At 68.4% G+C, this 21,880-nt stretch carries 23 protein-coding genes and 2 pseudogenes; 12 read left to right on the top strand and 13 right to left on the bottom strand.

The features are described 5' to 3' along the window. Positions 1–42: 42 nt before the first annotated feature. Both EV647_RS37545 and EV647_RS37540 read right to left on the bottom strand, forming a co-directional pair. A complete protein-coding gene (locus tag EV647_RS37545; protein WP_134011711.1) occupies positions 43–399 on the bottom strand; it encodes a helix-turn-helix domain-containing protein in 357 nt (118 codons plus the stop codon). A gap of 184 nt (positions 400–583) precedes the next feature. Further along, complete coding sequence (locus tag EV647_RS37540) at positions 584–1,735, bottom strand: PLP-dependent aspartate aminotransferase family protein (RefSeq protein WP_134012488.1); 1,152 nt, start codon at positions 1,733–1,735, stop codon at positions 584–586. Between the two features lie 227 nt (positions 1,736–1,962). Between EV647_RS37540 and EV647_RS37535 the strand changes: the two genes are divergently transcribed. Continuing rightward, positions 1,963–2,433: an Lrp/AsnC family transcriptional regulator gene (locus EV647_RS37535; protein WP_238177594.1), complete on the top strand. Its 471-nt coding sequence runs from the start codon at positions 1,963–1,965 to the stop codon at positions 2,431–2,433. A 61-nt stretch (positions 2,434–2,494) separates the two neighbouring features. On the opposite strand, the gene EV647_RS37530 is transcribed toward EV647_RS37535, so the two are convergent. From EV647_RS37530 to EV647_RS37515, 4 genes are read right to left on the bottom strand one after another with little or no spacing between them, the layout of a single operon-like run. Beyond that, entirely contained in the window at positions 2,495–3,514 is a 1,020-nt protein-coding gene (locus tag EV647_RS37530; protein ID WP_238177593.1) for an LLM class flavin-dependent oxidoreductase, read from the bottom strand. Between the two features lie 30 nt (positions 3,515–3,544). Next, positions 3,545–4,069 (bottom strand): NADPH-dependent FMN reductase, encoded by a 525-nt coding sequence (locus tag EV647_RS37525; RefSeq protein WP_134011706.1) that lies wholly within the window; start codon positions 4,067–4,069, stop codon positions 3,545–3,547. A 45-nt stretch (positions 4,070–4,114) separates the two neighbouring features. Further along, on the bottom strand, positions 4,115–4,501 hold the full coding sequence (locus EV647_RS37520) for a hypothetical protein (RefSeq protein WP_134011704.1): 387 nt from the start codon (positions 4,499–4,501) through the stop codon (positions 4,115–4,117). Next, a complete protein-coding gene (locus tag EV647_RS37515) occupies positions 4,498–5,643 on the bottom strand; it encodes a M4 family metallopeptidase (RefSeq protein ID WP_134011702.1) in 1,146 nt (381 codons plus the stop codon). Before EV647_RS37515 ends, EV647_RS37520 begins: the two co-directional genes overlap by 4 nt. A 115-nt stretch (positions 5,644–5,758) precedes the next feature. Here EV647_RS37515 and EV647_RS37510 point away from each other — a divergent pair, with 115 nt between their 5' ends. The 4 genes and pseudogenes from EV647_RS37510 to EV647_RS43770 all read left to right on the top strand — a co-directional run. Beyond that, positions 5,759–8,005, top strand: a complete 2,247-nt coding sequence (locus EV647_RS37510; RefSeq protein ID WP_134011700.1) for an AAA family ATPase — start codon at positions 5,759–5,761, stop codon at positions 8,003–8,005. 39 nt (positions 8,006–8,044) lie between these two features. Continuing rightward, positions 8,045–8,185 carry a hypothetical protein gene (locus EV647_RS42325; RefSeq protein ID WP_166680526.1) on the top strand — a complete coding sequence of 47 codons (141 nt, stop codon included), beginning with the start codon at positions 8,045–8,047 and terminating at the stop codon, positions 8,183–8,185. Positions 8,186–8,372: 187 nt separating this feature from the next. Beyond that, entirely contained in the window at positions 8,373–8,948 is a 576-nt protein-coding gene (locus tag EV647_RS37505; protein ID WP_134011697.1) for a hypothetical protein, read from the top strand. Beyond that, positions 8,846–9,553: pseudogene (locus tag EV647_RS43770) on the top strand (M23 family metallopeptidase); the annotation flags it as partial. The gene EV647_RS37505 and the pseudogene EV647_RS43770, both read left to right, overlap by 103 nt. A 175-nt stretch (positions 9,554–9,728) precedes the next feature. Here EV647_RS43770 and EV647_RS37495 read toward each other — a convergent pair. Next, positions 9,729–10,178, bottom strand: coding sequence for a YdeI/OmpD-associated family protein (locus EV647_RS37495; RefSeq protein WP_131336435.1), 450 nt, complete (start codon positions 10,176–10,178; stop codon positions 9,729–9,731). Positions 10,179–10,268: 90 nt separating this feature from the next. Between EV647_RS37495 and EV647_RS37490 the strand changes: the two genes are divergently transcribed. Continuing rightward, positions 10,269–10,625 carry a VOC family protein gene (locus tag EV647_RS37490; protein ID WP_238175365.1) on the top strand — a complete coding sequence of 119 codons (357 nt, stop codon included), beginning with the start codon at positions 10,269–10,271 and terminating at the stop codon, positions 10,623–10,625. A gap of 241 nt (positions 10,626–10,866) precedes the next feature. Here the strand turns inward: EV647_RS37490 and EV647_RS37485 are convergent, their stop codons facing one another. Together EV647_RS37485 and EV647_RS37480 are read right to left on the bottom strand one after the other, a co-directional pair. Continuing rightward, positions 10,867–11,097 (bottom strand): hypothetical protein, encoded by a 231-nt coding sequence (locus tag EV647_RS37485; protein WP_133784102.1) that lies wholly within the window; start codon positions 11,095–11,097, stop codon positions 10,867–10,869. A 203-nt stretch (positions 11,098–11,300) separates the two neighbouring features. Next, the gene (locus EV647_RS37480) at positions 11,301–12,056 is read right to left on the bottom strand and encodes an SDR family NAD(P)-dependent oxidoreductase (RefSeq protein ID WP_134011695.1); all 756 of its coding nucleotides are present in this window, start codon (positions 12,054–12,056) and stop codon (positions 11,301–11,303) included. Between the two features lie 95 nt (positions 12,057–12,151). Here EV647_RS37480 and EV647_RS37475 point away from each other — a divergent pair, with 95 nt between their 5' ends. Both EV647_RS37475 and EV647_RS37470 read left to right on the top strand, forming a co-directional pair. Next, complete coding sequence (locus tag EV647_RS37475) at positions 12,152–12,787, top strand: MarR family transcriptional regulator (protein WP_238177592.1); 636 nt, start codon at positions 12,152–12,154, stop codon at positions 12,785–12,787. Between the two features lie 68 nt (positions 12,788–12,855). Then, positions 12,856–13,221 (top strand): VOC family protein, encoded by a 366-nt coding sequence (locus EV647_RS37470; RefSeq protein WP_134011693.1) that lies wholly within the window; start codon positions 12,856–12,858, stop codon positions 13,219–13,221. Here EV647_RS37470 and EV647_RS37465 read toward each other — a convergent pair. After that, positions 13,212–14,009 (bottom strand): DUF3152 domain-containing protein, encoded by a 798-nt coding sequence (locus tag EV647_RS37465; protein ID WP_134011691.1) that lies wholly within the window; start codon positions 14,007–14,009, stop codon positions 13,212–13,214. The genes EV647_RS37470 and EV647_RS37465 overlap by 10 nt on opposite strands. Between EV647_RS37465 and EV647_RS42320 the strand changes: the two are divergent. Then, a pseudogene (locus EV647_RS42320) lies at positions 13,937–15,969 on the top strand (protein-arginine deiminase family protein). The gene EV647_RS37465 and the pseudogene EV647_RS42320 sit on opposite strands and share 73 nt — an antisense overlap. Here the strand turns inward: EV647_RS42320 and EV647_RS37455 are convergent. Continuing rightward, positions 15,920–16,405, bottom strand: a complete 486-nt coding sequence (locus EV647_RS37455; RefSeq protein WP_238177591.1) for a GNAT family N-acetyltransferase — start codon at positions 16,403–16,405, stop codon at positions 15,920–15,922. The pseudogene EV647_RS42320 and the gene EV647_RS37455 overlap by 50 nt on opposite strands. Before the next feature lie 48 nt (positions 16,406–16,453). On the opposite strand from EV647_RS37455, the gene EV647_RS37450 reads away from it, so the two are divergent. Beyond that, positions 16,454–17,971 carry an LCP family protein gene (locus tag EV647_RS37450; protein WP_134011685.1) on the top strand — a complete coding sequence of 506 codons (1,518 nt, stop codon included), beginning with the start codon at positions 16,454–16,456 and terminating at the stop codon, positions 17,969–17,971. A 19-nt stretch (positions 17,972–17,990) separates the two neighbouring features. Here EV647_RS37450 and EV647_RS37445 read toward each other — a convergent pair whose 3' ends face one another. After that, positions 17,991–18,707 carry a VOC family protein gene (locus EV647_RS37445; protein ID WP_134011683.1) on the bottom strand — a complete coding sequence of 239 codons (717 nt, stop codon included), beginning with the start codon at positions 18,705–18,707 and terminating at the stop codon, positions 17,991–17,993. Positions 18,708–18,770: 63 nt separating this feature from the next. Then, on the bottom strand, positions 18,771–19,349 hold the full coding sequence (locus tag EV647_RS37440; protein WP_134011681.1) for a TetR/AcrR family transcriptional regulator: 579 nt from the start codon (positions 19,347–19,349) through the stop codon (positions 18,771–18,773). A gap of 103 nt (positions 19,350–19,452) precedes the next feature. On the opposite strand from EV647_RS37440, the gene EV647_RS37435 reads away from it, so the two are divergent. After that, entirely contained in the window at positions 19,453–21,030 is a 1,578-nt protein-coding gene (locus EV647_RS37435) for an ABC-F family ATP-binding cassette domain-containing protein (protein ID WP_134011678.1), read from the top strand. Continuing rightward, positions 21,017–21,853 carry a virginiamycin B lyase gene (locus EV647_RS37430; RefSeq protein ID WP_134011675.1) on the top strand — a complete coding sequence of 279 codons (837 nt, stop codon included), beginning with the start codon at positions 21,017–21,019 and terminating at the stop codon, positions 21,851–21,853. The genes EV647_RS37435 and EV647_RS37430 overlap by 14 nt, the downstream gene beginning before the upstream one ends. Positions 21,854–21,880: the final 27 nt, after the last annotated feature.

Genomic DNA, 21,880 nt, shown 5'->3' with positions numbered 1-21,880 from the left:
AGGTCAGGCTAGGTACATCGGCCGTCTGGCGTGACTGATTTTCTAGGCGACGAGGGCGTACGCCGTGGGGACGGAGGAGTACGCGCGGGGGCCGGACGGGATGCGGCGGGAGGCGGGGTCCTCGACGCGGATCGCGGCGGTCTGGAGACGGATCGGCAGCGTGGACCGGACCGCGGTGGTCAGATCGAACTGCACCTCGGCGAGCAGGTCGGACAGCTCCAGATCGAGCGCCCGGCAGATCGCGGCGAGGATCTCCGAGGACGGCTCCTTGCGGCCGCGCTCGATCTCGGACAGGTACGGCACCGACACCTGGGCCAGCTCGGCGAGCTCACGCAGGGTGATGCCCCGCTCGCGCCGCAGCCGGCGGAAAACGCTTCCGATCACCTGGCGTAGCAACACGTCTGGCCCTCCTCGCCTCCGGATCTCCTGTACCGAGTGTGCCACCCCTCGAAGGTCCACCGCCCCGAATCTGCCCTGAGCAGATTCCCCACACCGTTCTGCCCTGCGCAGAATCCAACTTTGAGAAGCCACCAACCACTTTCGCGGCCGAACCATGGTTGGTGGCTTCTCAAAGTCCGGGGAGTCAGGCGTGGGTGAGGGCTTGGGCGAGGTCGGCGGTGAGGTCTTCGGGGTCTTCCAGGCCGAGGCTCAGGCGGAGCAGGGCGTCGGTCGGTTTGGCCTCCGACGCGACCAGGCGGTGGGTCAGGGCGGCGGGGTGCTGGATGAGGGTGTCGACTCCGCCCAGTGAGACGGCGTGGGTGATGAGCTTGAGGCCGCTCGCCACCCGGGACGCCGCTTCGTAGCCGCCGCTGAGCGTGAACGCGAGCACCGCGCCCGGCCCCGCCTGCTGCCGGCCGATCAGCCCGGCCGGATCGGTCAGGCCCGGGTAGTGGACCCGCTCGACGGTCGGCTGCGCGGACAGCCAGTCCGCGACCTTGATGGCGGTCGCCTGCTGCGCCCGTACTCGAACAGGCAGCGTCTGCAGTCCCCGGTGCAGTTCGTACGCCGCCAACGGGTGCAGCAGGCCACCTGTCACAGCGCGGATCTGCCGAAGCCGGCCGACCCACTCCACGCCGGCCGCGACGACGCCACCCATCACGTCGCCATGACCGCCGAGGTACTTGGTTGCCGAGTGCAACACCAGGCTCGCCCCGTGCCGAGCCGGTTGCTGCAGGACCGGCGTCGCGAAGGTGTTGTCGACCAGGACCGGTACGTCACCGGCCGCGGTGGCGACGTACGCGATGTCGACGAGGTCGACGGTCGGGTTCGCCGGGGTCTCGACGATCACCAGGCCGGTGTCCGGGCGGATCGCTCCGGCGACCTCACTCGGCTCGGCGTACGTGACAGTTGTCCCCAGGAGGCCTGTGGACAACAGGTGGTCGGTGCCGCCGTACAGGGGTCGTACGGCGACCACGTGTGGACGGCCTGCTGCGACGGTGGCGAGCAGGCACGCGGTGAGCGCGGCCATGCCGGACCCGAAGGCGACCGCGCCGTCACAGTGTTCGAGCTCCGCGAGCGCGTCTTCGAAGCGCGCGACCGTCGGGTTCCACAGGCGCTGGTAGACCAGGCTCCCGCCGTCAGGCCCGCGACCCTGCGCGAGTTCGTCGTACGACGCTCCGCCGGTGTGGACGTCGGGGAGCGGATAGGTGGTGGACAGGTCGATCGGCGGGACGTGGACGCCGAGGGCGGCCAGGTCGTCGCGGCCGGCGTGTACGGACCGGGTGTCCAGCTGCATCGTCACTGCCTCCTCCACCTGTGGACAAGTGAGGAGACTGTGGAATCTTCTGCGAGGTTGACGCAATAGTTCCGAAGAAAATTCGTCCACAGGGTCATCCACACGCTGTGGATTCTGTGGATGAGCTCTACAGTGGGGGTATGCCGAAGGATCGTCGGAGCCCGGGACCGGCTCCGCGGGCTGCGCCTGGGACTGGGCCTGGGACTGGGCCTGAAGGGCTCGACGAAGTGGACCGGACGCTGGTCAACCTGCTGACGGCGGACGGCCGGATGCCGAACAACGCGCTCGCCGAGGCAGCCGGCATCGCGCCGTCGACGTGCCTGACCCGGGTGCGGTCACTCCGCGAGCGCGGGGTGATCCGCGGCTTCCACGCCGACGTGGACCTGGCCGCGCTGGGTCAGCCGCTGCAGGCGCTGATCGCGATCCGGATCGGTGCGCACTCCCGCGACGAGATCGACCGCTTCCGCACGAACGTCCCCCGGCTCCCCGGGGTGCTGTCGCTGTTCCACGTCAGCGGCGCGAACGACTACCTGCTGCACGTCTCCGCGGCGACACCGGACGCGCTCCGGGAGTTCGTGCTCGACCACCTGACCGCCGATCCAGCGGTCAGCCACGCGGAAACGAGCCTCATCTTCGAACACGTCCGCGGGACACCGGACGCGCACCACTCACCAAAGTCGCGGACGCCGGCAAGCTGACGCTCGAGCGACCGGGGGAATCGGTCGTTCGCGCGGGTTGGGGAGTGCTACAGGTCCGCGGTCAGCGCGACTTGAGGCCCCAGGCTTCGGCGAGCAGCTGGAACGAGCGGCGGCGTTCCGCCGGGTTGTGAATATTCGTGGTGATGATCAGTTCGTCGGCGCCGGCGGATTCGGCGCGGTGACGTAGGTCGGCGGCTACCTGGTCAGGGGTGCCGACGGAGACGAGGCCCGCCCACTCCTCCACGGCTGCAACCTCCGCGTCGGACCACGGGTAGGCCTCTGCCTCCTCGGGCGACGGCAGCGGTCCCGGGCGGCCGGAGCGGAGGCGGAGCATGGAGAGCGCGTTGGCGCGAGCGAGCTGCTGCGCACGTTCTTCGGTCTCGGCGACGATCGCGGCGAGTGCGAGGATCGCGTGCGGCCCGCCGTCATGCTCGAGGCGCTGGAAGTTCGTCTTGTACGCCGAGATGACGCCGGCCGGATCGAGTGTCCCGAAGTGGCCGGCGTACGCGAATCCGGTCCCGAGCGCGGCGGCCGCCTGACCGCCGTACGTGCTGGATCCGAGGATCCATACCGGCGGCAGCGGTACGTCGTCCGGTTGCGCGCTGATCGGCTCGAACGGATGCCCCGCCGGGAACCCTTCGGCGTATGCACGGAGCTCGGCGTACTGCTCGGTGAAGTCGTCGGCCCCGAGCGCCTCGCGGCTACGGCGCAACGCGAGCGCCGTGCGCTGGTCGGTGCCCGGTGCGCGACCGAGGCCGAGGTCGATGCGGTCCGGGTACAGCCCGCCGAGGACCCGGAACGTCTCGGCGACCTTGAGCGGGGAGTGGTTCGGCAGCATGATGCCGCCAGATCCGACCCGGATCGTCGAGGTCGCGGCGGCCACCGCGGCGATCATCACCTCGGGGCTGGTGCTGACGACGCTCGGGATGTTGTGGTGCTCCGCGAGCCAGAACCGGTGATACCCGGCGGCCTCGGCGGTGCGGGCCAGTTCCAGCGTCTCGTGCAGCGCCTCCGACGGCCGCGTACCCGTCGGCACCGGCGAGAGATCGAGCACGGACAGGGGCATCGGTTCGGCGGTCACGTTGAAGTGCCAACCACCACCTGCGACAACCTATTCCGGGTACGGCGTGTCCGCGCGGGCGTCGCGAAGGGAGCGGGCCCACCAGGCGAGTTGGTGGAGGAGGGCGGTCGCGGCCGCGGTGGTCGTGGGGTCGGCCGGCTCTCCGTCGATGAAGTCCTCTTCGCGGAAGCCGAGGCTGTCGCGGATCGTCACCGCGTGCAGTTCGCCGAAGACGAGCCGGAGCTGCTCGGCCGCACGCAGTCCACCCGACCGTCCGCCGTACACCACGAACCCCACCGGCTTCGCGTACCAAGGCCGGCGTACGGCGTCGATCGCGGTCTTCACGTCCCCCGGGTAGGCGTGGTTGTACTCCGCCGTGACGATCATCACCGCGTCCGCGTCCTCGATCCGCCCCGGCAACTCGGTGAGCGGCACCGTGCTCAGGTCGATCAGGTCGAGCTTGAACTCGTCCGCGCGCTCGACCTCCCGCGCGAACCACCGCGTGACCGCCGTCCCGAACCGCCCGGCGTCGAGATTGCGCGTCAGCACGACGAGCCGGAGCGGATGAACTGTCACAACCAGCGACGCTAATACCTCAACAAGACTTGAGGTCAAACCGTCTCATCTGGAGGCCGGTACCGGTGCGGACCGTAACCCCTCGATCGCCAGTCCCGCAACCACCAACGTCACCGCCCCGAGCGGCCATCGCACCGGCGCGATCAGGAACGCGCCGAACATCATGAGCATTCCGGCGCAGGCCGCGGCCGCAAAGATCGCCACGCCGAACCCGGACCGCCTGCGACCGTTCAGCAAACCCAGCGCGATCAGCGCGACGATCACCACGAACGCCGTCGGGAAGACGCTGAAGATCGCCACGTAGCCGTGCGGATCACACGTCGGGGCGTCGCAGGGTATCGACAGCATCGTCACGGGCTGCAGGATCGCCGCGACGGCGATCACCAGCATCCCGACCCCGTTAGCAGGCCAGAGCCAAGGCTTCGTCTTCACTCGACACGCGCCCGCTCGTCGACCGGCTGCTGGTCGGGCAACTGCGGGTCGGGTGGTGCGGCGGGTGGGGTGCTGGTTTCGAGGTTGGTCTGGGCGGCGTTCATGAGTGAAGTCTGGTCCCCCAGGACGCCGACGGTCTGCCAGGCCGTGGTCACCGCGGCGAGTTGCGGCGACTCGTCGCCGAACAGGTCCCGCGCCGCGGCCTCGGTCGCGGCCGCGAAGTCCTTGAAGCCGGCCGACGCTGCGAGCTTCCCCGACGTCAGTGTCGAGTACCAGATCTTGCCGGCGTCGTCGTACGCGTTCCCCCCGAGCTCGGTCGCGACCAGATAGAACGCCCGGTTCGGGATGCCCGAGTTGATGTGTACGCCGCCGTTGTCGTCGGCAGTGTCGACGTACCCGGACATGTCGGCCGGCTGCGGATCCTTTCCCAGCCGCGGATCGTCGTACGCCATCCCGGGCGCCTTCATCGACCGCAGCGCGACGCCCTGCACACCGGGCAGGAACAGTCCCGCCCCGATCAGCCAGTCGGCGTCCGCGGCACTCTGACCGAGCGCGTACTGCTTCGCGAGCGACCCGAAGACGTCCGAGGTGCTCTCGTTCAGCGCGCCCGACTGGCCGTCGTAGGCGAGGTTCGCCGTGAACTGCGTGACGCCGTGGGTCAACTCGTGGCCGGTGACATCGATCGCCGACGTGAAGTTCCCGAAGATCTCGCCGTCCCCGTCGCCGAACACCATCTGCGCGCCGTCCCAGAACGCGTTCGCGTACCCACGGTCGTAGTGCACCGTCGACGTGAGCACCAGGCCGGCGCCGTCGATCGAGTCGCGCCCGAAGCACTCCTTGAACAACGTCCAGGTGGCGCCGGTGCCGTCGTACGCCTGGTTCGTCGCTTGATCCTGGACGGGGACGTCGCCCTCGGACCGAATCAGCGTGCCCGGCAGATCGGTCCCGTTCTCGGCGTCGTACACCTTGCGCTGCCGGCCGCCGCCCTCCGCCGCGGCCATGCGCTCCCGACCGGCTGCGGGCCGCGTTCGCAGTACGGCGTCGTGCTGCAGCGACTGCCTGATCCGGGCACGAACGCTGGGGTCACCCGCGGATCGCTCGAGTTGCTCGAGGAGGTACGGCGGGACGATGGCGTGGAACACCACTACAGGAAAACCCGGGCACCGGATAAACTCAAGGATTTGTGGCTGCCGCCGGGAGAATTCCACAAATGCGGCTTGAAACCAACGGCACGGATTTTAACACAAGGGACAGGAATTGCCGAATCCAGTCGACACCGAACAGGCCAACCTGATCACGTTCTACGCTGCGCTGGACGCGGAGCGAGAGCGCACCGACGCACGCGCCGACGAGGAGCAGCTGGTCCAGACCCGCAACGCCCAGGCGCTGCACCAGCGCGACGGCCGGATCCGTGACCTCAAGCTCCGGCAGGCCCGGCTCAACGCCGCCGAGGAAGGCCTGTACTTCGGCCGCCTGGACACCGCCGACGGCGAGATCCTGCACCTCGGCCGCATCGGTCTGCACGACGCGGACTATGAACCCCTGCTGGTGGACTGGCGTGCTCCAGCAGCTCGGCCCTTCTACATCGCGACCGCGGTGGCCAATCACGACGTCGTCCGCCGCCGGCACATCCAGACCCGGCTACGGCGCGTGGTCGACGTCCAGGACGAGCAGCTCGACCTCGGGCGGGACGCGGCGGACGCGTCCAAGCCCGGCACCGGCGTGATCGGCGAGGCCGTGCTGATGAAGGCGCTGGAGGCTCGCCGGACCGGTCAGATGGAGTCGATCGTGCAGACGATCCAGGCCGATCAGGACCGGATCATCCGCTCCGAACTGCCCGGAATCCTGGTCGTCCAAGGCGGTCCCGGCACCGGTAAGACGGCAATCGCACTGCACCGGGCGGCATTTCTGTTGTACACGCATCGTGAGCAACTGGAAAAGCGCGGAATTCTCGTTGTCGGACCGAATGCGGCGTTCCTGCGATTCATCGGCCAGGTGCTCCCGTCACTCGGTGAGGAGGGCGTCCGGCTCGTCACGATCGCCGAACTGTTCCCCGGCGTGAACGCGACCCGCCCCGAGTCACCGGAGAGTGCCGAGGTGAAGGGCCGGACGGTGATGGCCGACGTGATCGCGAAGGCGGTCGCCGATCGGCAATGGCTCCCGGAGCGCCCGGTCCACGTGACCGTCGAACGCACCGAGCTCACACTCGACCCTTCCGTGTGCGCGACAGTCCACGCACGGGTCCGCAACCGCAACCTCACCCACAACCAGGCGCGCCCCTTTGTCCTCAACGAGATCACGGACCACCTCACCCATCAGTACGCCGAGCTGATCGGCACCGATCCGCTCGACGGGGAGCAGTTGCTCGACGAGTACGACCTCGCCGAACTGCGCAGCGAGGTGCTCGCCGAGCCCGCTGTACAGGCGCTGCTCGAGCAGCTCTGGCCGTTGCTCAGTCCACAGCGGCTCTTGGAGGATCTGTACGGCGACGAGGATCGGCTCGCGTCCGCGGCGCCGCAGTTGTCCGCGCTGGATCGCGAACACCTGTTGCGGTACGGCGACGACTGGAGTCAGTCCGACGTACCGCTGCTGGACGAGGCGGCGGAGTTGCTCGGTGACGACGGGTCCGAGGCGGCGCGGGAGCGGGCCGCGCGGGCGCGCGCGATCGCTTATGCACAAGGTGCTCTGGACGTGCTCGCCGGTTCGGGGTCGACCGACTTCGACGAGGACGACGAGGCGGAAATCCTTACCGCCAAGGACATTCTCGACGCCGAGGCGTTCGCCGAGCGGTTCGAGGCGGAGGACGATCGGACGCTCGCCGATCGCGCCGCCGCGGATCGGCGGTGGACGTACGGTCATGTGATCGTCGACGAGGCGCAGGAGCTGTCGCCGATGGCGTGGCGGGCGATCGCTCGGCGATGCCCGCTGCGGTCGATGACGGTGGTCGGCGACGTGGCGCAGACGAGCTCGATCGGCGGCGGTACGTCGTGGGCGTCCGCACTCGGTGAGACGTTCGGCGATCGCTGGCGGCTGGCGGAGCTGACGTTGAACTACCGCACGCCGGCCGAGGTGATGGAGCTGGCGCACGCAGTACTGCGCGAGGTCGACCCGTCGGCGCGGGCGCCGCAATCGGTCCGCTCCACGGGCGTGAAACCGTGGCACGTCGACGTACCGGCGGCCGAACAGGCCTTGTACGTCTACAAGATGGCGGCGGAGGAGACGGCGTACGGCGAGGTCGGCGTGATCACATCCCGCAGCCGGCTCGAGCTGATCCAGGAGGCCGTCGACGGCCTGACCGGCGTCACGGTCCTCACCGCCCGCGAAGCCAAGGGCCTCGAGTTCGACTCCGTCCTGGTCGTCGATCCGGACGGCATCGTCATCGAGTCCCCCCGCGGTCTCCGCGACCTCTACGTCTCCCTGACCCGCTGCACCCAACGCCTGGGAGTGGTCGGCGAGCTACCCGACGTACTCGAGGATTCGTCCGCCTGGGAAGTTCGCCGCTGACGGCTGTTCGGCACCGTCTCGCGGGCCTACCGTCGAGAGATGAAGAAGCCGCTGAGATGTCGGCTCCACTTGCACCTGTGGAAGACCGAGCACAACGAGGAAGGTCAGCGCTACCAGCGCTGTCTCGGCTGCGGGACGACCCGCGACAAGCTCACGCTGAACGATTTCAGCGGGACCTAGCGGTCAGCGCAGCACTTCTGTCGGTGCTGGAGTTCGAAGGGGGACGAGGAGCCCGGGCCATAGACAACGGAGAGTGACCGGGCTTGAATGGCTGGCGGGGGGAATCATGAATGGAGAACCATCTACACGCACGCATTGTCACCCGCGGAACGAGCGCGGTAACGCGACGCTGGCAGCGCTGGGAGGGGTGGCGGTCGGCGTCATCCTGGTGCTGCTGACCTGGCTCGTGGTGCTGATGACGAAGGACGATCCGGCGCCACGGGCGGCAGACACCTCGCCGCCGACAGAGGTCGCGACCTCGGCGCCGGTGTCGGTGATCACGAAGACCGTCGTGCCGAAGCCCACGGTGAAGGGGACGTCGAACCCGGCGCCGGCAGGTGGAGATGTGCGGTCGTTGCCGTCCGGGTTGTTCTGTCGCGATCTGAAGGCCAAGGGATACGGCTACGTCGCGGCGGTGGACTACTGGCGGCTGCACGGGCAGCCGAATCAGATGGATGCCGACCGCAACGGAATTCCGTGCGAGACCGTATATCCGCGCAGCGACGTCGCGGCGTACTGGAACGGGCGCGAGATCAGTGGTGTCGTGTTCTGGTCGGCGGGGTTGTACTGCCGGGACCTCGTTGCGCGAGGTGCGTCGTACTCCGAGGCCGTTCGGTACTGGTGGTACTACGGGATGCCGGACCGAATGGATGCGGACAGGAACGGCATACCGTGCGAAACGGTGTACTCCGCGGCGACCGTCAACGCATTCTGGTTCCTGTGACGCGACGGGCTTGGGTTGCTTTCCTGCTGGCAGTGGTGATCGTCGGCGGCGGCGGGTGGTTCGGATTGTCGGCGGCCGGCGTCTTCGACCGGGCGCAACCCACCGCCGTATCGAGCACGCCTCGAGCTACACCACCACAAACGACCCCACCGACCACAGGTGTGTCACAGCCGAGTGTGCGGCCTCAGTCCAGCAAGCCGGTGCAGTCGAGGGCACCGGCCGTTACGACCGCTCCACCGCGCGCTTCCGCCGTACGGCGGTATGTGTTTCCTGTTGGTGGGTGTCGGGCGGATGCTTCGCAGAGCCATCATGACTACCCGGCGTCGGACATCTTTGCGCACGTCGGGTGTCTGTTTGTCGCGCCGGTTGACGGACGGGTCGACGAGGTGACGCGGATCGACTCGTGGGATGCGAAGACCAATCGGGGTGCTGACCGGGGTGGGCTGTCGGTTTCGGTGGTGGGGGCGGATGGCGTTCGGTACTACGGCTCACACCTTTCGGCGATCCAGCCCGGAATCGCGCCAGGTGTGCAGGTGCGGGCAGGGCAACCTCTTGGACGGACAGGGAAGACGGGGAGCGCCCAAGGGACACCACCACACCTGCATTTCGGCATCAGCTGGCCGACGGCGCCCAACATGTGGTGGGTCCGGCGTGGAGCGGTGGCACCGCAGCGGTTCCTGAACAGCTGGCATGACGGCGGTCAGTTGTCCCCCGCGGCGTTGGTCGCGGCAAGCCACCGGGCGTACGGCGCAGACCACGGCTGCCGCTCGTACTGCTGACTCAGCGCGCGCGGCCCTCGCGGAGGGCGGCGATCGACTTCTCGATCCGGCGGGTGCGGGTGGCCTCGGTTTTGGCGGAGGTCACCTGGAGGGTGTGCCACTGGCGGTTGCTGTAGCTGAGCGTGTCCCAGAACGCTTTGGCCTCCGGGTCGGCGGCGAGGGCCGTTGCCAGCGGTTCGGGGATCTCGAGTTCGCGTGGAGCGGTGTCGAGTTCGACGTCGACCTCGAGTACGTCGCCAGGCGTGACGCCGGCCTCGGTACGGCGGTCCGCGCTGAATCCGAGCAGGTACCGCCCGCCCATCCGCGCGATCGACGTACGGAAGGTGTACCCGTTGACCGTCACGCTCACCTTCGGCCGACCGCCACCACCGAGCGACTCCACGACCGTGTCGGGCACCTCGAAGCCGGCGGTGTTCTTGCCTGTGGACAGCAGTTCGGCAGTGAACTTCATCTGTTCATCATGCGGGCCGCGCAGGTCATGTCGAGAGTCGGCCGGCTGTTCCGACGTACCGGCGTCAGTGTCAGGCGGAGAGGAAAGATCGTGATTCTCAACAGCATGTTGCTCGGTAGTGCCGACGCGGAGCGGTTGAAGGCGTGGTACCGGGACGGGTTCCGGGCGGAGGTCGACGGGTACGGCAACCTGGACCTCGGCGGGTTCGGTCTGGTGATCGAGCAGCGCGACGACGTCGCGGCCAAGAACTCCGAACCGGGGCGGCACATCGTGAACTTCGCCGTGGACGACATCGAGGCGGCGGCCGCGCACCTGCGGACGCTCGACGTCGACTGGCTGGTGCACCCGGAGGACCGCGGGATCGGCTGGTTCGCGACGGTGATCGACCCGGACGGCAATTACGTGCAGCTCATCCAGATGAAACCGGAGTACTACGCGCAAAAGTGAAAAACGTTCGCACCGGAGCTGGGGGATCCGGTGCGAACGGGGTTTTTTCGTCAGGCGCATTACAGGGGAGAAATTGGCGGCAAGCGAGGGGCAGAACGCCCGCACTCGCTTGCCGCCGCGTGCCCTTGGAAGAGCACTGCACCGGTTCCTTTGGTTGGTCGAGGTGAGGCGACTCGACCTGGCGACGTTCCGCGTGGGTTGTCTGGTGAGGTACGGAACGCGAAAGGTACCGGACGTTTTCTCAGCGGGGAGCTACGTCCCACATGCGCTCGCCGGGCAGGGGGTCGGGGAGCTTGTCGACGTCCGGCATCGGGTCGTTCGTGACCCGGAGACCGGCGAATCGGCGGCTCATGGCGTCTGCGTACCGCTCGGCCAACGCCGGCTCGGCGTTGTAGTCGGCGATCACGTGCTCACCGAACCAGACACGCACGCGACGACGCGAAATGGTCTGAGTGGCGGTGGCGGTTGTCACTGGTCCTCCTGGCTGATACTTCGAGGGTGGACGGCCTGGAAAACGCGGGCGAGCGCGGTGCCGGTGCGCCGTGTTGTGTTCACCGTCACGTCACTTCCAACGGAGGACGCAGAGCCGAGGTCACGCCCGGATTCAGATTTTCTGGCCGCCCGCCAAAACTTTTCGGACCCGCCAGGACTCCATTCTTTCGCCACTTTGTTCGATTACTCGAACGGGCCGCGCACGGAGACGCCGCCGTCCAGCACGAGCTGCTGTCCGGTGATGTACGACGCCGCGTCGGAAGCCAGGTAGACCACTGCCCCGGCCACCTCTTCGGAACGCCCGAACCGGCCGGCCGGGATCTCCTCGACGACCTCGGCGGCGACATTCCCCTTTGCCACAGCTGTCGCGATCGCTCCGGCAGCGGCGACGTTCATCCGGATCCCGTCCCGCGCATACTCGGCCGCGACCGTGCGGGCCAGGCTGAGCAGGCCGGCCTTCATCACGCCGTACGCCGCCTGCTCGGGCGCGGCCATGAACCCGGTGACGGATCCGACGCTCACGATCGCGCCGCCGGTGCCCTGGTCGAGGAAGACGCGGAGCGCGGCCCGGACCGCGCGGGCGACGTACCGGAGGTTGACCTCGTAGATCGTGTCCCAGTCCTCGTCGGCCATCTCGTGCAACTTCACCGCGGGCACGAACGCGACCTGCCCGCCGACGACGGTGACGAGTACGTCGAGTCCGCCGAGCTTCTCGACCGCGCCCGCGACCATCGCCTCGACATCGGTCGCCGAGCGGACGTCACCGGAGATCGGGTACGCCGTACCGCCGGCTGCCCGCACGGCGTCGGCGGCTTCCGCGGCACGTTGCGGATCGAGGTCCGCGACCATCACCGCGGCCCCTTCGTTGCCGAAGGCTTCAGTAGTCGCCCGCCCGATCCCGCCCCCGCCGCCACCGATCACCAGCACTCGTTTCCGCATGGCGGGAGCGTAGATCAGGGAGGTCGTGAGATTCACAGGGATTCCTCAGGAAAGACACGCCGAAGCTGTCGGAACGGCTCCGTACGCTGGGACACGTGACCATCGAAGACGCTGGTATCAGGCCGCTCACCAACGGATCCACGGACAGTGGATCCGAGGATCAGCCGGTCGTGGCGAACGGCCTCGTGGTACCCGAACGGATCATCGGCGGCGTCGTACCGTCACCCGTGCGGCCTGGTCCGACGGGGATCGCGGCCGTCCAGACCGAGCACCTGATCAGTGACGTCGGCGACGCGCTCCGGCTGCTCGACGCGGTGGAACGCGTGCGTGGTCACGCGCACCCGCTGATCCTGGGTCTGCAGGAAGCGATCGGCCTCAAGATGCCTGCCGCGCTGGTGCTGAGCGCGATCGCGAACGGCCGCACGTCGGCGGACGAGGTCGCGCAGCAGGTCGGCATCACGCCCGGCGAGGCGGAGCTGGCGATCGCCGACCTGGAAGCGCTCGGCATGGTCCGGACCGCGCCCGAGTTGGTCGTCACGTCGATGGGTCAGGCCCGCCTCTCCCAGCTCGACGGCCTCACCGTCCGGGTCCTCGACGTCATCACCGGCATCCTCGGACCGACCGACGCCGCCCACCTGGTCCGCCTCCTGCACACGGTCGCCGACGGCCTCGAGTCCGCCTCGGTAGCCGCTGCCGTAAACCCAACCCTCCCCCAGGCCCTCCACAACTGACCCGACGGTGTCGAGAACGGGTTGACGGTCTCGACGTAGCTGGTGTCAAGTGAATTGGGAGGCATCAGATGTTGAAGGACAGCAAGGCGTTCAGTGGGTTTTCGGTGGATGACCTGTCGCGGGCGAAGGAGTTCTACGGCGAGACGCTGGGGATCGAGGTCGCCGAGGAGAACGGGTTGTTGCACCTGCGGACCGGTGGTGGGAACACGGTTCTCGTCTATCCGAAGGACAATCACGTGCCGGCGGAGTACACCGTGCTCAACTTCCCCGTCGACGATATCGAGGCGACGGTGCGGGAGATGACCGCGCGGGGGATCGTGTTCGAGAGGTACGTCGACGAGCAGGACGAGCTCGGGATCAATCGCGGTCCGGGGCCATTGATCGCCTGGTTCAAGGATCCGGCGGGGAACGTGCTGTCGATCATTCAGGAGTGAGGGATCGGGTCGTCGTACTGCCCTAGGCGGCCTTGGTAGCCGGCGCCGTTCAGGTACGGCCAGGCGTACGCGGTGCAGCCGTGCAGGCCGAGGGTCTGCTGTTGCATGACCGGTGCCGGTTGACGGGGGCCCGGGCACAGCTCGTGGCCGCGCCCGAGCCGGTGACCGGTCTCGTGGTTGACCATGTACTGCCGGTACGTCGTCAGCGCGGCGGCGTAATTCCGTACGCCGTGCGCCCACCGCGCCACGTTCAGCACGACCCGGTTCCCGATCCGGCAACTCGTGTATCGATCCCTCGGCCCGCAGAGGAGATCCCGCGTCTGGGGCGTGACCAGCAGCAAGGTGAAATCGGGGACCGTGCCCGGTCCGACCTGCTGGAACCGCCACAGCCCGTGCGACGCCCACCCCTGAGCCCCGCCGTACGTCGCCCGCACGAACCGCGCGAAACCGGCGCGGTCGATACCGGTGATCCCGCCCTCGATCGCGATCTGGAACCGCATCAGCTTCCCCGCCCGCCCGATCACCGCAGGATCCCCGGGCAGTACGGCGTACGACCGTGTCCCTGCCAGCGGGTACGAGATCGCCTCCGGAGGTCGCTGCGAAACCACAGACCGCGCCTGCGGCTGCACGGGCTCCGACTTGGCGGGCTGGACAGGCTGGTCCGACTGGACCGACACCGGTACGACGCTACGGCCCGGGTACCCGTGCCGGCCGGATGGGCCGGCAGGAAACAGCACCCAGGCGGCGACCACGACGGCGATCGCGACGACAACGGTCCAGCGGCGCATCCGGTGAGCTCCTCCCAGCACCCTCGGGGCGGGCGTGTTCCGACTCCTTCCTGCCAACTGTGCCCCGAAATCCTTCTCCGTCCACGGGTGGAGACCGGATTTCCATCTGCCGCTTTCTGATACACCTGCGTAGTTTCGATCGAAGAAGCACACCTGTATCAAATAAGGAGCCTTCGATGAGACGCTGGACCGCAGGCATCGCGACCCTGCTGACCGTCATCACTCCGTTGACGGCGTGGACCACGGCGCCGGCACCGCGGCTGACCGCCGACGTGAACCGCGACGGACTGCTGACCCCCGCCGACGACCTGGCAAAGTCGGCCTGGACCGATGCCCGCGGCGCGATCTTCCTGCCCAACCTGGACGACGACGAGCACCGTTGCACGGTTGCCCCGGCGGACCTCGACGCACCCGGCCGTGCGATCGACGACAAGCTCGCCGCCTGCAACGATGCCGCCGACGACCGCCTCAACGGCCACCGCGACGCCGCGGATCTGGCACCGCTCACAATCGATGCCCAACGCAATCTTTCGGACCACGCAACCGGCACCGTCACGATCTCCCCGGCGGACAAGGGCCGCGTCTTCGCCAACGGCCGCCCGGTCAGCACGCTCACCGCGACGGACCTGCAACGCGGCGTCCGGCTGCAGCTCGAAGGCCGCGACATCGTCCGCAACCCCAAGCGATGGGACGGGCAGATCACCGTGACCGTGTCCGTCACCGACCGCGGCCGCACCGGCACCGACGTGGTCCGGATGCGCGTCGCCCCGCTCATGCTGCAGAACGATCTCTCGCGCGCACAAACCGTCCTGGCCGGCCGGCCCGCCAAAGGCCAGGGTTGGTGGGGCGGCACCCCGCCGTACCAGGACGGCGTACCCGGCGACTGGCAGCAGTTCGCCAAGACATTGCGTCAGGCAACCAAAGTTCAGTTCGTGAAAGGTACGCCGAAAGGCTGGAAGGACATGTGGTTGCAGGATACGTTCGAGCCGGCGACCGTGAGCATGCCGACCGTCGGCGGCCCGCACACGATGCGCATCCTGATCCGCTCCGGCAACGTCTGGGAGGTCCCCGGCGCCGACACACCACGTCCAGCCGGACGGCTCCTCTACCGCGACCTGCGCGGACCCGACATCGGCGTCGTCCAGGAGCTCGCCGACAAGGCCTCCCCCGGTCTCGACGACCTGCTGAACATGGGCGGCAACCTCGAGTCCCTCCCGCCGTACGCCGGATTTCCGCACGGGCGGATCGTTTACGGGTCGGGCGAGCGGCACCCCGATCCCGGGTTCATCACGATGGTGACGAGCCAGGGGTACCAGCCGCCGGTCGTGATCGACACGTCCTGGCTGATGGTCGGGCACGCGGACGAGACCACGCACGTGGTCCGCGCTAACAACGCCCGCGGCTGGACGCTCGCAGTCGCCGACCCTCGACTCGCCGCACACCTGTTGCGCGACGTGCAACGCCAAGGTGGCGGCGGTCAGCGACTGTTCGCGGACACCAACTCCAGACACAAGCCGACGGTCGACGAAGTGCTCGGCACCAAACTGCAAGACAACGAGGCGGCAGCCAAGCGCATCGACACCAGCTCGAGATCCTGTTGAAGGCGACCGGTCTCCGCGAAGACGAACTGGTCCGGCTGCCGGTGTTCTTCACCAATGTGCCCGGCTACGGGTTGCTCAAGGCAATGACTCCGGGCTTGGTGAACGGGCTCTCGATCACCGATCACCAGTTCGCGGCACCCGATCCGCATGGGCCGCGGCTGCACGGCCGGGACGTTTTCCGGCAGGCGACCGAGCGGGCCCTCGCGCGTAACGGCGTACGCGTGCACTGGGTCGAGGACTTCTTCTGGGCGCACCTCGGCGGCGGTGAGTTGCACTGCGCAACCAACGCGCTCCGCGACACCGGCGGCGCTACGCCCTGGTGGTCCGGAAACGCAGCGTCGGGTACTTCGACTCGGTGAAGCCGAGCCCACGGTAGAGGTCGATGCCGTAGTCGGTCGCGTGCAACTCGACCTGGCCGACGCCGGTCTCGTCCCGGAACCAGTCCATCACCGCGACCACGCACGCCCGCGCGAGACCGCGCCGCCGGAAGTCCGGTTCGGTGCTGACGTTGAACAGATGGCCGCGAAGAGTGGTCAGGTCGTTCGGGCCCGGCGCGTGCACGTACACGTTGCCGGCCGCTCCCGCCACCACGCCGGCGCTCGGGTCGTCGACGACGTACGCCGCGAACGTGTCCGGCGACGCCAACTGTCCGGCGAACCACTCGAGCGCGGTCGTCCGCCACGGGGCGTCCGGTCCGCCGATGTCGTTGCCCATCGCTGCGAGCATCAATCCGCGTAAGTGGACCAGCGACTCCGCATCATCCGGTTTGGCTCGGCGTACCTGAATGTCGGTCACTTGGCCGATCATGCCAACTTTTTGCCGACTCGGTGAATCGAAGAGGGCATGGCCCCGAGCAGAGCGACGCGCGCGAACCGCGCGCGTCGGCCGAGTCCACGCCGACGATCCGCCTTCGCCGCACTGACGATCGCCGTCCTCGGCGTACTGCTCCCCGGTACGGCGTACGTCGTCGCTCGCCGGACCAAACTCGGTTCGACGCTGATCGTGCTGAGCCTCGCGCTGTACGGCGGCGCGGCGTACGTCGGGCTGCGGAAACGGGACGCGGTGATCTCGTGGGCGCTGAATCCGGCGTTCCTGAACTGGATGATCGTCGGCCTGGCCGCGATCGCACTCGTGTGGATCGTCGTCCTGGTCACGTCGTACAAGATGCTCCGGCCGCTGACCGTCGGACCGGGATCCCGGCTGCTCGGGGCGCTGGTGATCGGCGTGATCTGCTTCGCGATGACGGTGAGCACGGCGACCGGCGCGCAGACGTTGATGGCACAGCGGAACCTGGTGACGAAGGTCTTCGGGGGCGATGAGTCGAAGAGCCAGACGCGGCCGACGATCACCCCGAAGAAGGACATCTGGCAGCAGCTGCCGCGGCTGAACATCCTGCTGCTCGGCGCGGACGACGGCGAGGGTCGCGGCGGGACGCGGACCGACACGGTCATGGTCGCGAGCATCGACACCAAGACCGGGAACACCTCGCTGATCTCGCTGACCCGGAACTTCATGCGGATGCCGTTCCCGGAGGATTCCCCGCTGCACAAGATCTATCCGACCGGGTTCTGGGACCCGAACGGCCCGCAGGAGCAGTCAGAGTTCTACCTGGACGCCATGTACCGCAACATCCCGAGGCTACATCCCGGCATCCTCGGCCCCTCGGACAACGAGGGCGCGGACATCCTCAAGGTGTCCGTCGGCGAGGCCCTGGGGCTGCGGATCCACTACTACGTGCAGATCAACCTGGCCGGGTTCGCGCAGCTGGTCGAGGCGCTCGGGGGGATCACGGTGAACATCAACTACCCGGTCCCGGTCGGCGGCAACGACGACAAGAAGATCCCGCCGAGCCGGTACCTCGCGCCGGGTCCGAACCGGAAGCTGAACGGCACCGACGCGCTGTGGTTCGCGCGCGGCCGGTACAAGGTCCCGACCGCGGACCTCGCGCGTCAGGCCCGGCAGCGCTGCACGATCAAGGCGATCGTCGAGCGCGCCACCCCGCAGAACGTGCTGACGAACTACGACGCGATCGCGAAGGCCGGCGAGCAGCTGATCCGCACCGACATCCCGCGGAACCAGCTGGGCGCGTTCGCCACGCTGGGAGCGCGGGTGAAGACGGCGAAGATCACCAACGTCGACCTCGACAAGAAGAAGAACTTCCCGACCGGCCGCAACCCGAACTACGCCGGGATGCGCGAGATCGTGGCGCAAGCCCTCAACCCGGTCCGTCGTACGACGACCGTGCCGCGCAAGACCACCACGGCGCCGCCGTCCACCGCGGCCCAGCCGAAGGCCACCCCGAAGCCCGCCGCGGACGACCTGACGTCCGCCTGCGCCTACAACCCAGGCATGCCCCGTTAGGCGCAGCGGACGTCGAGTTCTACTCTCGGGTTCCGGTCAGGATGCAGAACTCGTTGCCGTCCAGGTCAGCCATCGGGATCGCGTCCGCGCCCTCCTGGCCGATGTCCAGCCGGGTCGCGCCGAGCCCGATCAGCCGCTCGACCTCGGCGTCGACGTCCCCGTCGGCCGGGACGGTGAGGTCCCAGTGCAGCCGGTTCTTCGGTGCCTTCGGGCTGACCGGCCCGCCGCCCCACGCGACCTTCGGTCCGCCTGACGGCGCCTGGATCGCGGTCTCCTCGTCCTGGTCCCAGACCAGCGGCCAGTCGACCGCCTTGCTCCAGAAGTACCCGACCGCCCGGGTGCCGTCCGAGGCCAGCTCACCGAGGAACGCGGTGTCCGCGAGGAACTTGTTCCCCGCCTCGATCACACAGAACTCGTTGCCTTCCGGATCAGCGAGGACGATATGTTCTTCCTCCGGCTTCTGCCCGACGTCGAGGTGCCGGCCGCCGAGCTCGAGCGCCCGCGCCACCGTCTCCTGCTGCTGCTCAGGCGTTTGGCTGGTCAGGTGGAGGTGGATCTGATTCGGGCGATCCTTCTCGACGTCACTGTGCAAGAACCGCAGCCGGAAACTGGTGTCGGCGTCGGGCAGCAACTCGTTCCCGTCGGCCTGCTCCCACCCGAGCAGGCCCGCCCAGAACCGCGCCAGCCCAGCGGGATCCTTCGCGTCGATCGACAGCGCATAGAGGTTGATACTCATCGAATCTCCCAATCGGCCGGGGATTGTCACCGTAGGGCGGTGCCGATCGGTGCCGCAAAGCATTTAGCGGACCGACGCCGCGGCGATCCGCGCGTGCTGATCGGCCTGGTCCCGGGACATCGGCTGCCTCAGGAGGACCACCTGGTGATAGAGCGGCGCGGTCGCGGTGAGCAGGAGCTGATGGGGATCGGTGCCGCTCGAGATCTCGCCGCGTGCGACAGCTCGGCTGACGACCAGCGCGGTGCGCTCGTAGCGGTCCTCCCAGAAGCGGGTGAGTGCGTCGGCGGCATCCGTCGTACGGAAGGAGGCCGCGATCACCGCCTGGGTGATGGACGGCCGGGCGGTGAGTGCAGCGTGGATCTCGCGGTTGACGGCAACCAGATCTCCTTCGAGCGAACCCGTGTCGGCCGGCTCCCACGAGTCGTCGGCACCTGCCTCGAGCAGATCGACCAGGAGGCCGGGGACCGTCTTCCAGCGCCGGTACAGGGTCGTCCGGTGTACGCCGGAACGCGCGGCGACCGCGTCGATCGTGAGCCCGTCGTACCCGTGCTCGGCCAGCTCGGTCTCCACCGCCGCGAGCACGTCCGAGCGCACGCGGGCCGTCCGTCCTCCTGGCCTACTTGCGCGAACCTCAGCGATCATGACATCATCCTAACGCAACGTCCGTCGCATTTAGGGAGTAGCCAGTGATCCTCTGACCCGCCGTTCGCCAACCACGAACCCGCGAGAGGTCAGGAGGATCCTCATGTCTACTCAGCTGTCCCTGCACGACGTCACCAAGTCCTATGACCACCGCCTGGTGCTCGACCAGGTCACCTGCGCCTTCCCGCCCGGGCAGGTCAGCGGCCTGATCGGCGAGAACGGCTCCGGCAAGTCGACGCTGCTGCGGATCCTGGCCGGTCTCGAACCGGCCACGGACGGCACGGTGAACGCTACCGGGAGCATCGGCTTCCTGGCGCAGGACAACCCGTTGCCGCTCGACCTCGACGTACAGGCGCTGGCCGATCATGCGCTCGCCGACCTGCGCCGGATCGAGGCGCGGATGCGTTCGCTGGAAGGATTGCTTGCCGAGGGACACACCGACGTTCTGGATGAGTACGGCGAGCTCCAGACGGTGTTCGAGATCCGCGACGGGTACGACGCCGACGCACGGTTCGCCCGTGCGACGTACGGGCTCGGGCTGTCCACGCTGCCGGGCGATCGCCGGTTGTCCGAGCTGTCCGGCGGCGAGTTGGCGCGGCTGCACCTGGCCGCCGTACTGGCGTCGTCCCCGGAGGTCCTGCTGCTCGACGAGCCGACGAACCACCTGGACGTGTCGGCCGCCACCTGGTTGGAGGACCACCTGCGATCCCGGCGCGGTACGACGGTTGTCGTCTCGCACGACCGCGCCTTCCTCGAGCGGGTCGCTTCGACACTGTTCGAGGTCGACGGCGACACGCACCGGGTCACGCGGTACGGCAACGGCTTCCAGGGCTACCTGCACGAGAAGGCAGCCGAGCGAGCGCGACTCGAGCAGGCCCGGCAGCAGTGGGAGGACGAGGTCGCGGAGATGCGCGTGCTCGTCCGGACCACCGCCGACCGGGTCGCGTACGGGCGACCGATGAAGGACAACAACAAGGTGGCGTACGACCGGGCGACCGGTCGCGTCAACGAGGCTGAGCGGAGCAAGATCCGCAACGCCAAGGAGCGCCTGCGCCGCCTGGAGGAAGACCCGCCGCCGGTGCCGGCGAAGCCGCTCCGGTTCAAGGCGTCGATCCGCACGACCGGCGCTCCGGCCGGGGTGGATGCGGTGGGCGTCGCAGTCACGGATCGGCTCCTGGCGACGTCCCTCGACGTACCCGCTGGTGGTCGCGTACTGATCACCGGACCGAACGGCGCCGGCAAGTCGACCCTCCTCGACGTTCTCGCCGGTGCACTCCAGCCGGACTCGGGGTACGTCGATCGCCACGGACGGATCGGCTACCTGCAGCAGGACGTGGTCGAGGCGCGCCCGGACGAAACGTTGCGCGAGGCACTCGCACGACATCCCGGCGCGGCGGCTCTGGGGCTGTTCCGTCAGGAGCAGTTGCAGACCCGGGTCGGTGCGTTGTCGACCGGGCAACGCCGACGGCTCGCGTTGGCACGAGTGCTGACCACGCCGTACGACGTACTGCTGCTCGACGAGCCGACGAACCACCTGTCCCTCGTGCTGGTGGAGGAACTGGAGGCGGCGCTCGACCGGTACGCCGGCGCACTCGTCGTTGTCAGCCACGACCGCCGCTTCATCTCCCGCTGGCGCGGCACCATCGTTGATCTCGAGGAGAACACCTATGTCAGTCGATGAGTTCACGGTCGACGGCGCGCCGTACGGCGTGGTCGCGGCGGGCGGTGAGGTGTGGACGACGCTCGTCCACACCGGCCGCGTCGCGACCGTCTCGGGGCGCGTGTTCGACCTCGACGCACCCGGGTCCCGCCCGAGCGTGATCGTCGACGGTCCCGACGACGCCGTCTGGTTCACCCGCAACGGCGACGACCGGATCGGCCGGATCGGGTACGACGGGGCGGTGTCGGCGATCGAGCTCACGGGCGCGCCGTACGGACTGTGCGTCGGCCCCGACGGCGCCTTGTGGTGCACGTTGATGAGCATCGACGCGATCGGGCGGATCACGGTGGACGGCGAGGTGTCGACGTACCCGATCGGCACGGCGGGCGCGTTCCCGGGGATGATCACGACGTACGCGGGCGATCTGTGGTTCACGCTCAACCAGACCAACGCGATCGGCCGGATGACCACCGGCGGCGAGGTCACCACCTATCCCCTGCCGACGCCCGCCGCGGGTCCGGTCGGTATCAGCGCGGGGCCGGACGGCGTCTGGTTCACCGAACTGCTCGCGAGCCAGGCGGGCCGGATCAGCGTCGACGGGTCCGTCTCGGAATTCGCGCTTCCGATCGATTCGAAGCCGCATGCCGCGGCGGCGACACCTGATGGTGGTTGCTGGCTCACTCTGTGGGCGGCGGCCGCACTGGTCCACATCGATGCCAAGGGCAACATCACTGAACAGGTCGCGTTCACTGAAGGCGCCGAACCGCACGGTCTGTACGCCGACACCTCGGTGTGGGTCGCGCTGGAGAAGGGTTCCGTGGCTCACATCCAACCGCGCGGGTGAGGAGGTTCACTCGGTGGAGGGAGGACG

The organism is Kribbella sp. VKM Ac-2566, from assembly GCF_004366005.1.
Lineage (GTDB): Bacteria > Actinomycetota > Actinomycetes > Propionibacteriales > Kribbellaceae > Kribbella > Kribbella pratensis.
The sequence above is the reverse complement of the archived record's forward strand: the minus strand, read 5'-3'. Positions and strand labels throughout refer to the sequence as shown.

Bases quoted from the DNA above. Each gene is read 5' to 3' on its own strand.
- EV647_RS37540 (WP_134012488.1), bottom strand. From the start codon at position 1,735: ATGCAGCTGGACACCCGGTCCGTACACGCCGGCCGCGACGACCTGGCC.
- EV647_RS42325 (WP_166680526.1), top strand. From the start codon at position 8,045: ATGAAGAAGCCGCTGAGATGTCGGCTCCACTTGCACCTGTGGAAGACC.
- EV647_RS37470 (WP_134011693.1), top strand. From the start codon at position 12,856: ATGTTGAAGGACAGCAAGGCGTTCAGTGGGTTTTCGGTGGATGACCTG.
- EV647_RS37450 (WP_134011685.1), top strand. From the start codon at position 16,454: ATGGCCCCGAGCAGAGCGACGCGCGCGAACCGCGCGCGTCGGCCGAGT.
- EV647_RS37435 (WP_134011678.1), top strand. From the start codon at position 19,453: ATGTCTACTCAGCTGTCCCTGCACGACGTCACCAAGTCCTATGACCAC.
- EV647_RS37495 (WP_131336435.1), bottom strand. From the start codon at position 10,178: ATGAAGTTCACTGCCGAACTGCTGTCCACAGGCAAGAACACCGCCGGC.
- EV647_RS37465 (WP_134011691.1), bottom strand. From the start codon at position 14,009: ATGCGCCGCTGGACCGTTGTCGTCGCGATCGCCGTCGTGGTCGCCGCC.
- EV647_RS37480 (WP_134011695.1), bottom strand. From the start codon at position 12,056: ATGCGGAAACGAGTGCTGGTGATCGGTGGCGGCGGGGGCGGGATCGGG.
- EV647_RS37445 (WP_134011683.1), bottom strand. From the start codon at position 18,707: ATGAGTATCAACCTCTATGCGCTGTCGATCGACGCGAAGGATCCCGCT.
- EV647_RS37430 (WP_134011675.1), top strand. From the start codon at position 21,017: ATGTCAGTCGATGAGTTCACGGTCGACGGCGCGCCGTACGGCGTGGTC.
- EV647_RS37440 (WP_134011681.1), bottom strand. From the start codon at position 19,349: ATGATCGCTGAGGTTCGCGCAAGTAGGCCAGGAGGACGGACGGCCCGC.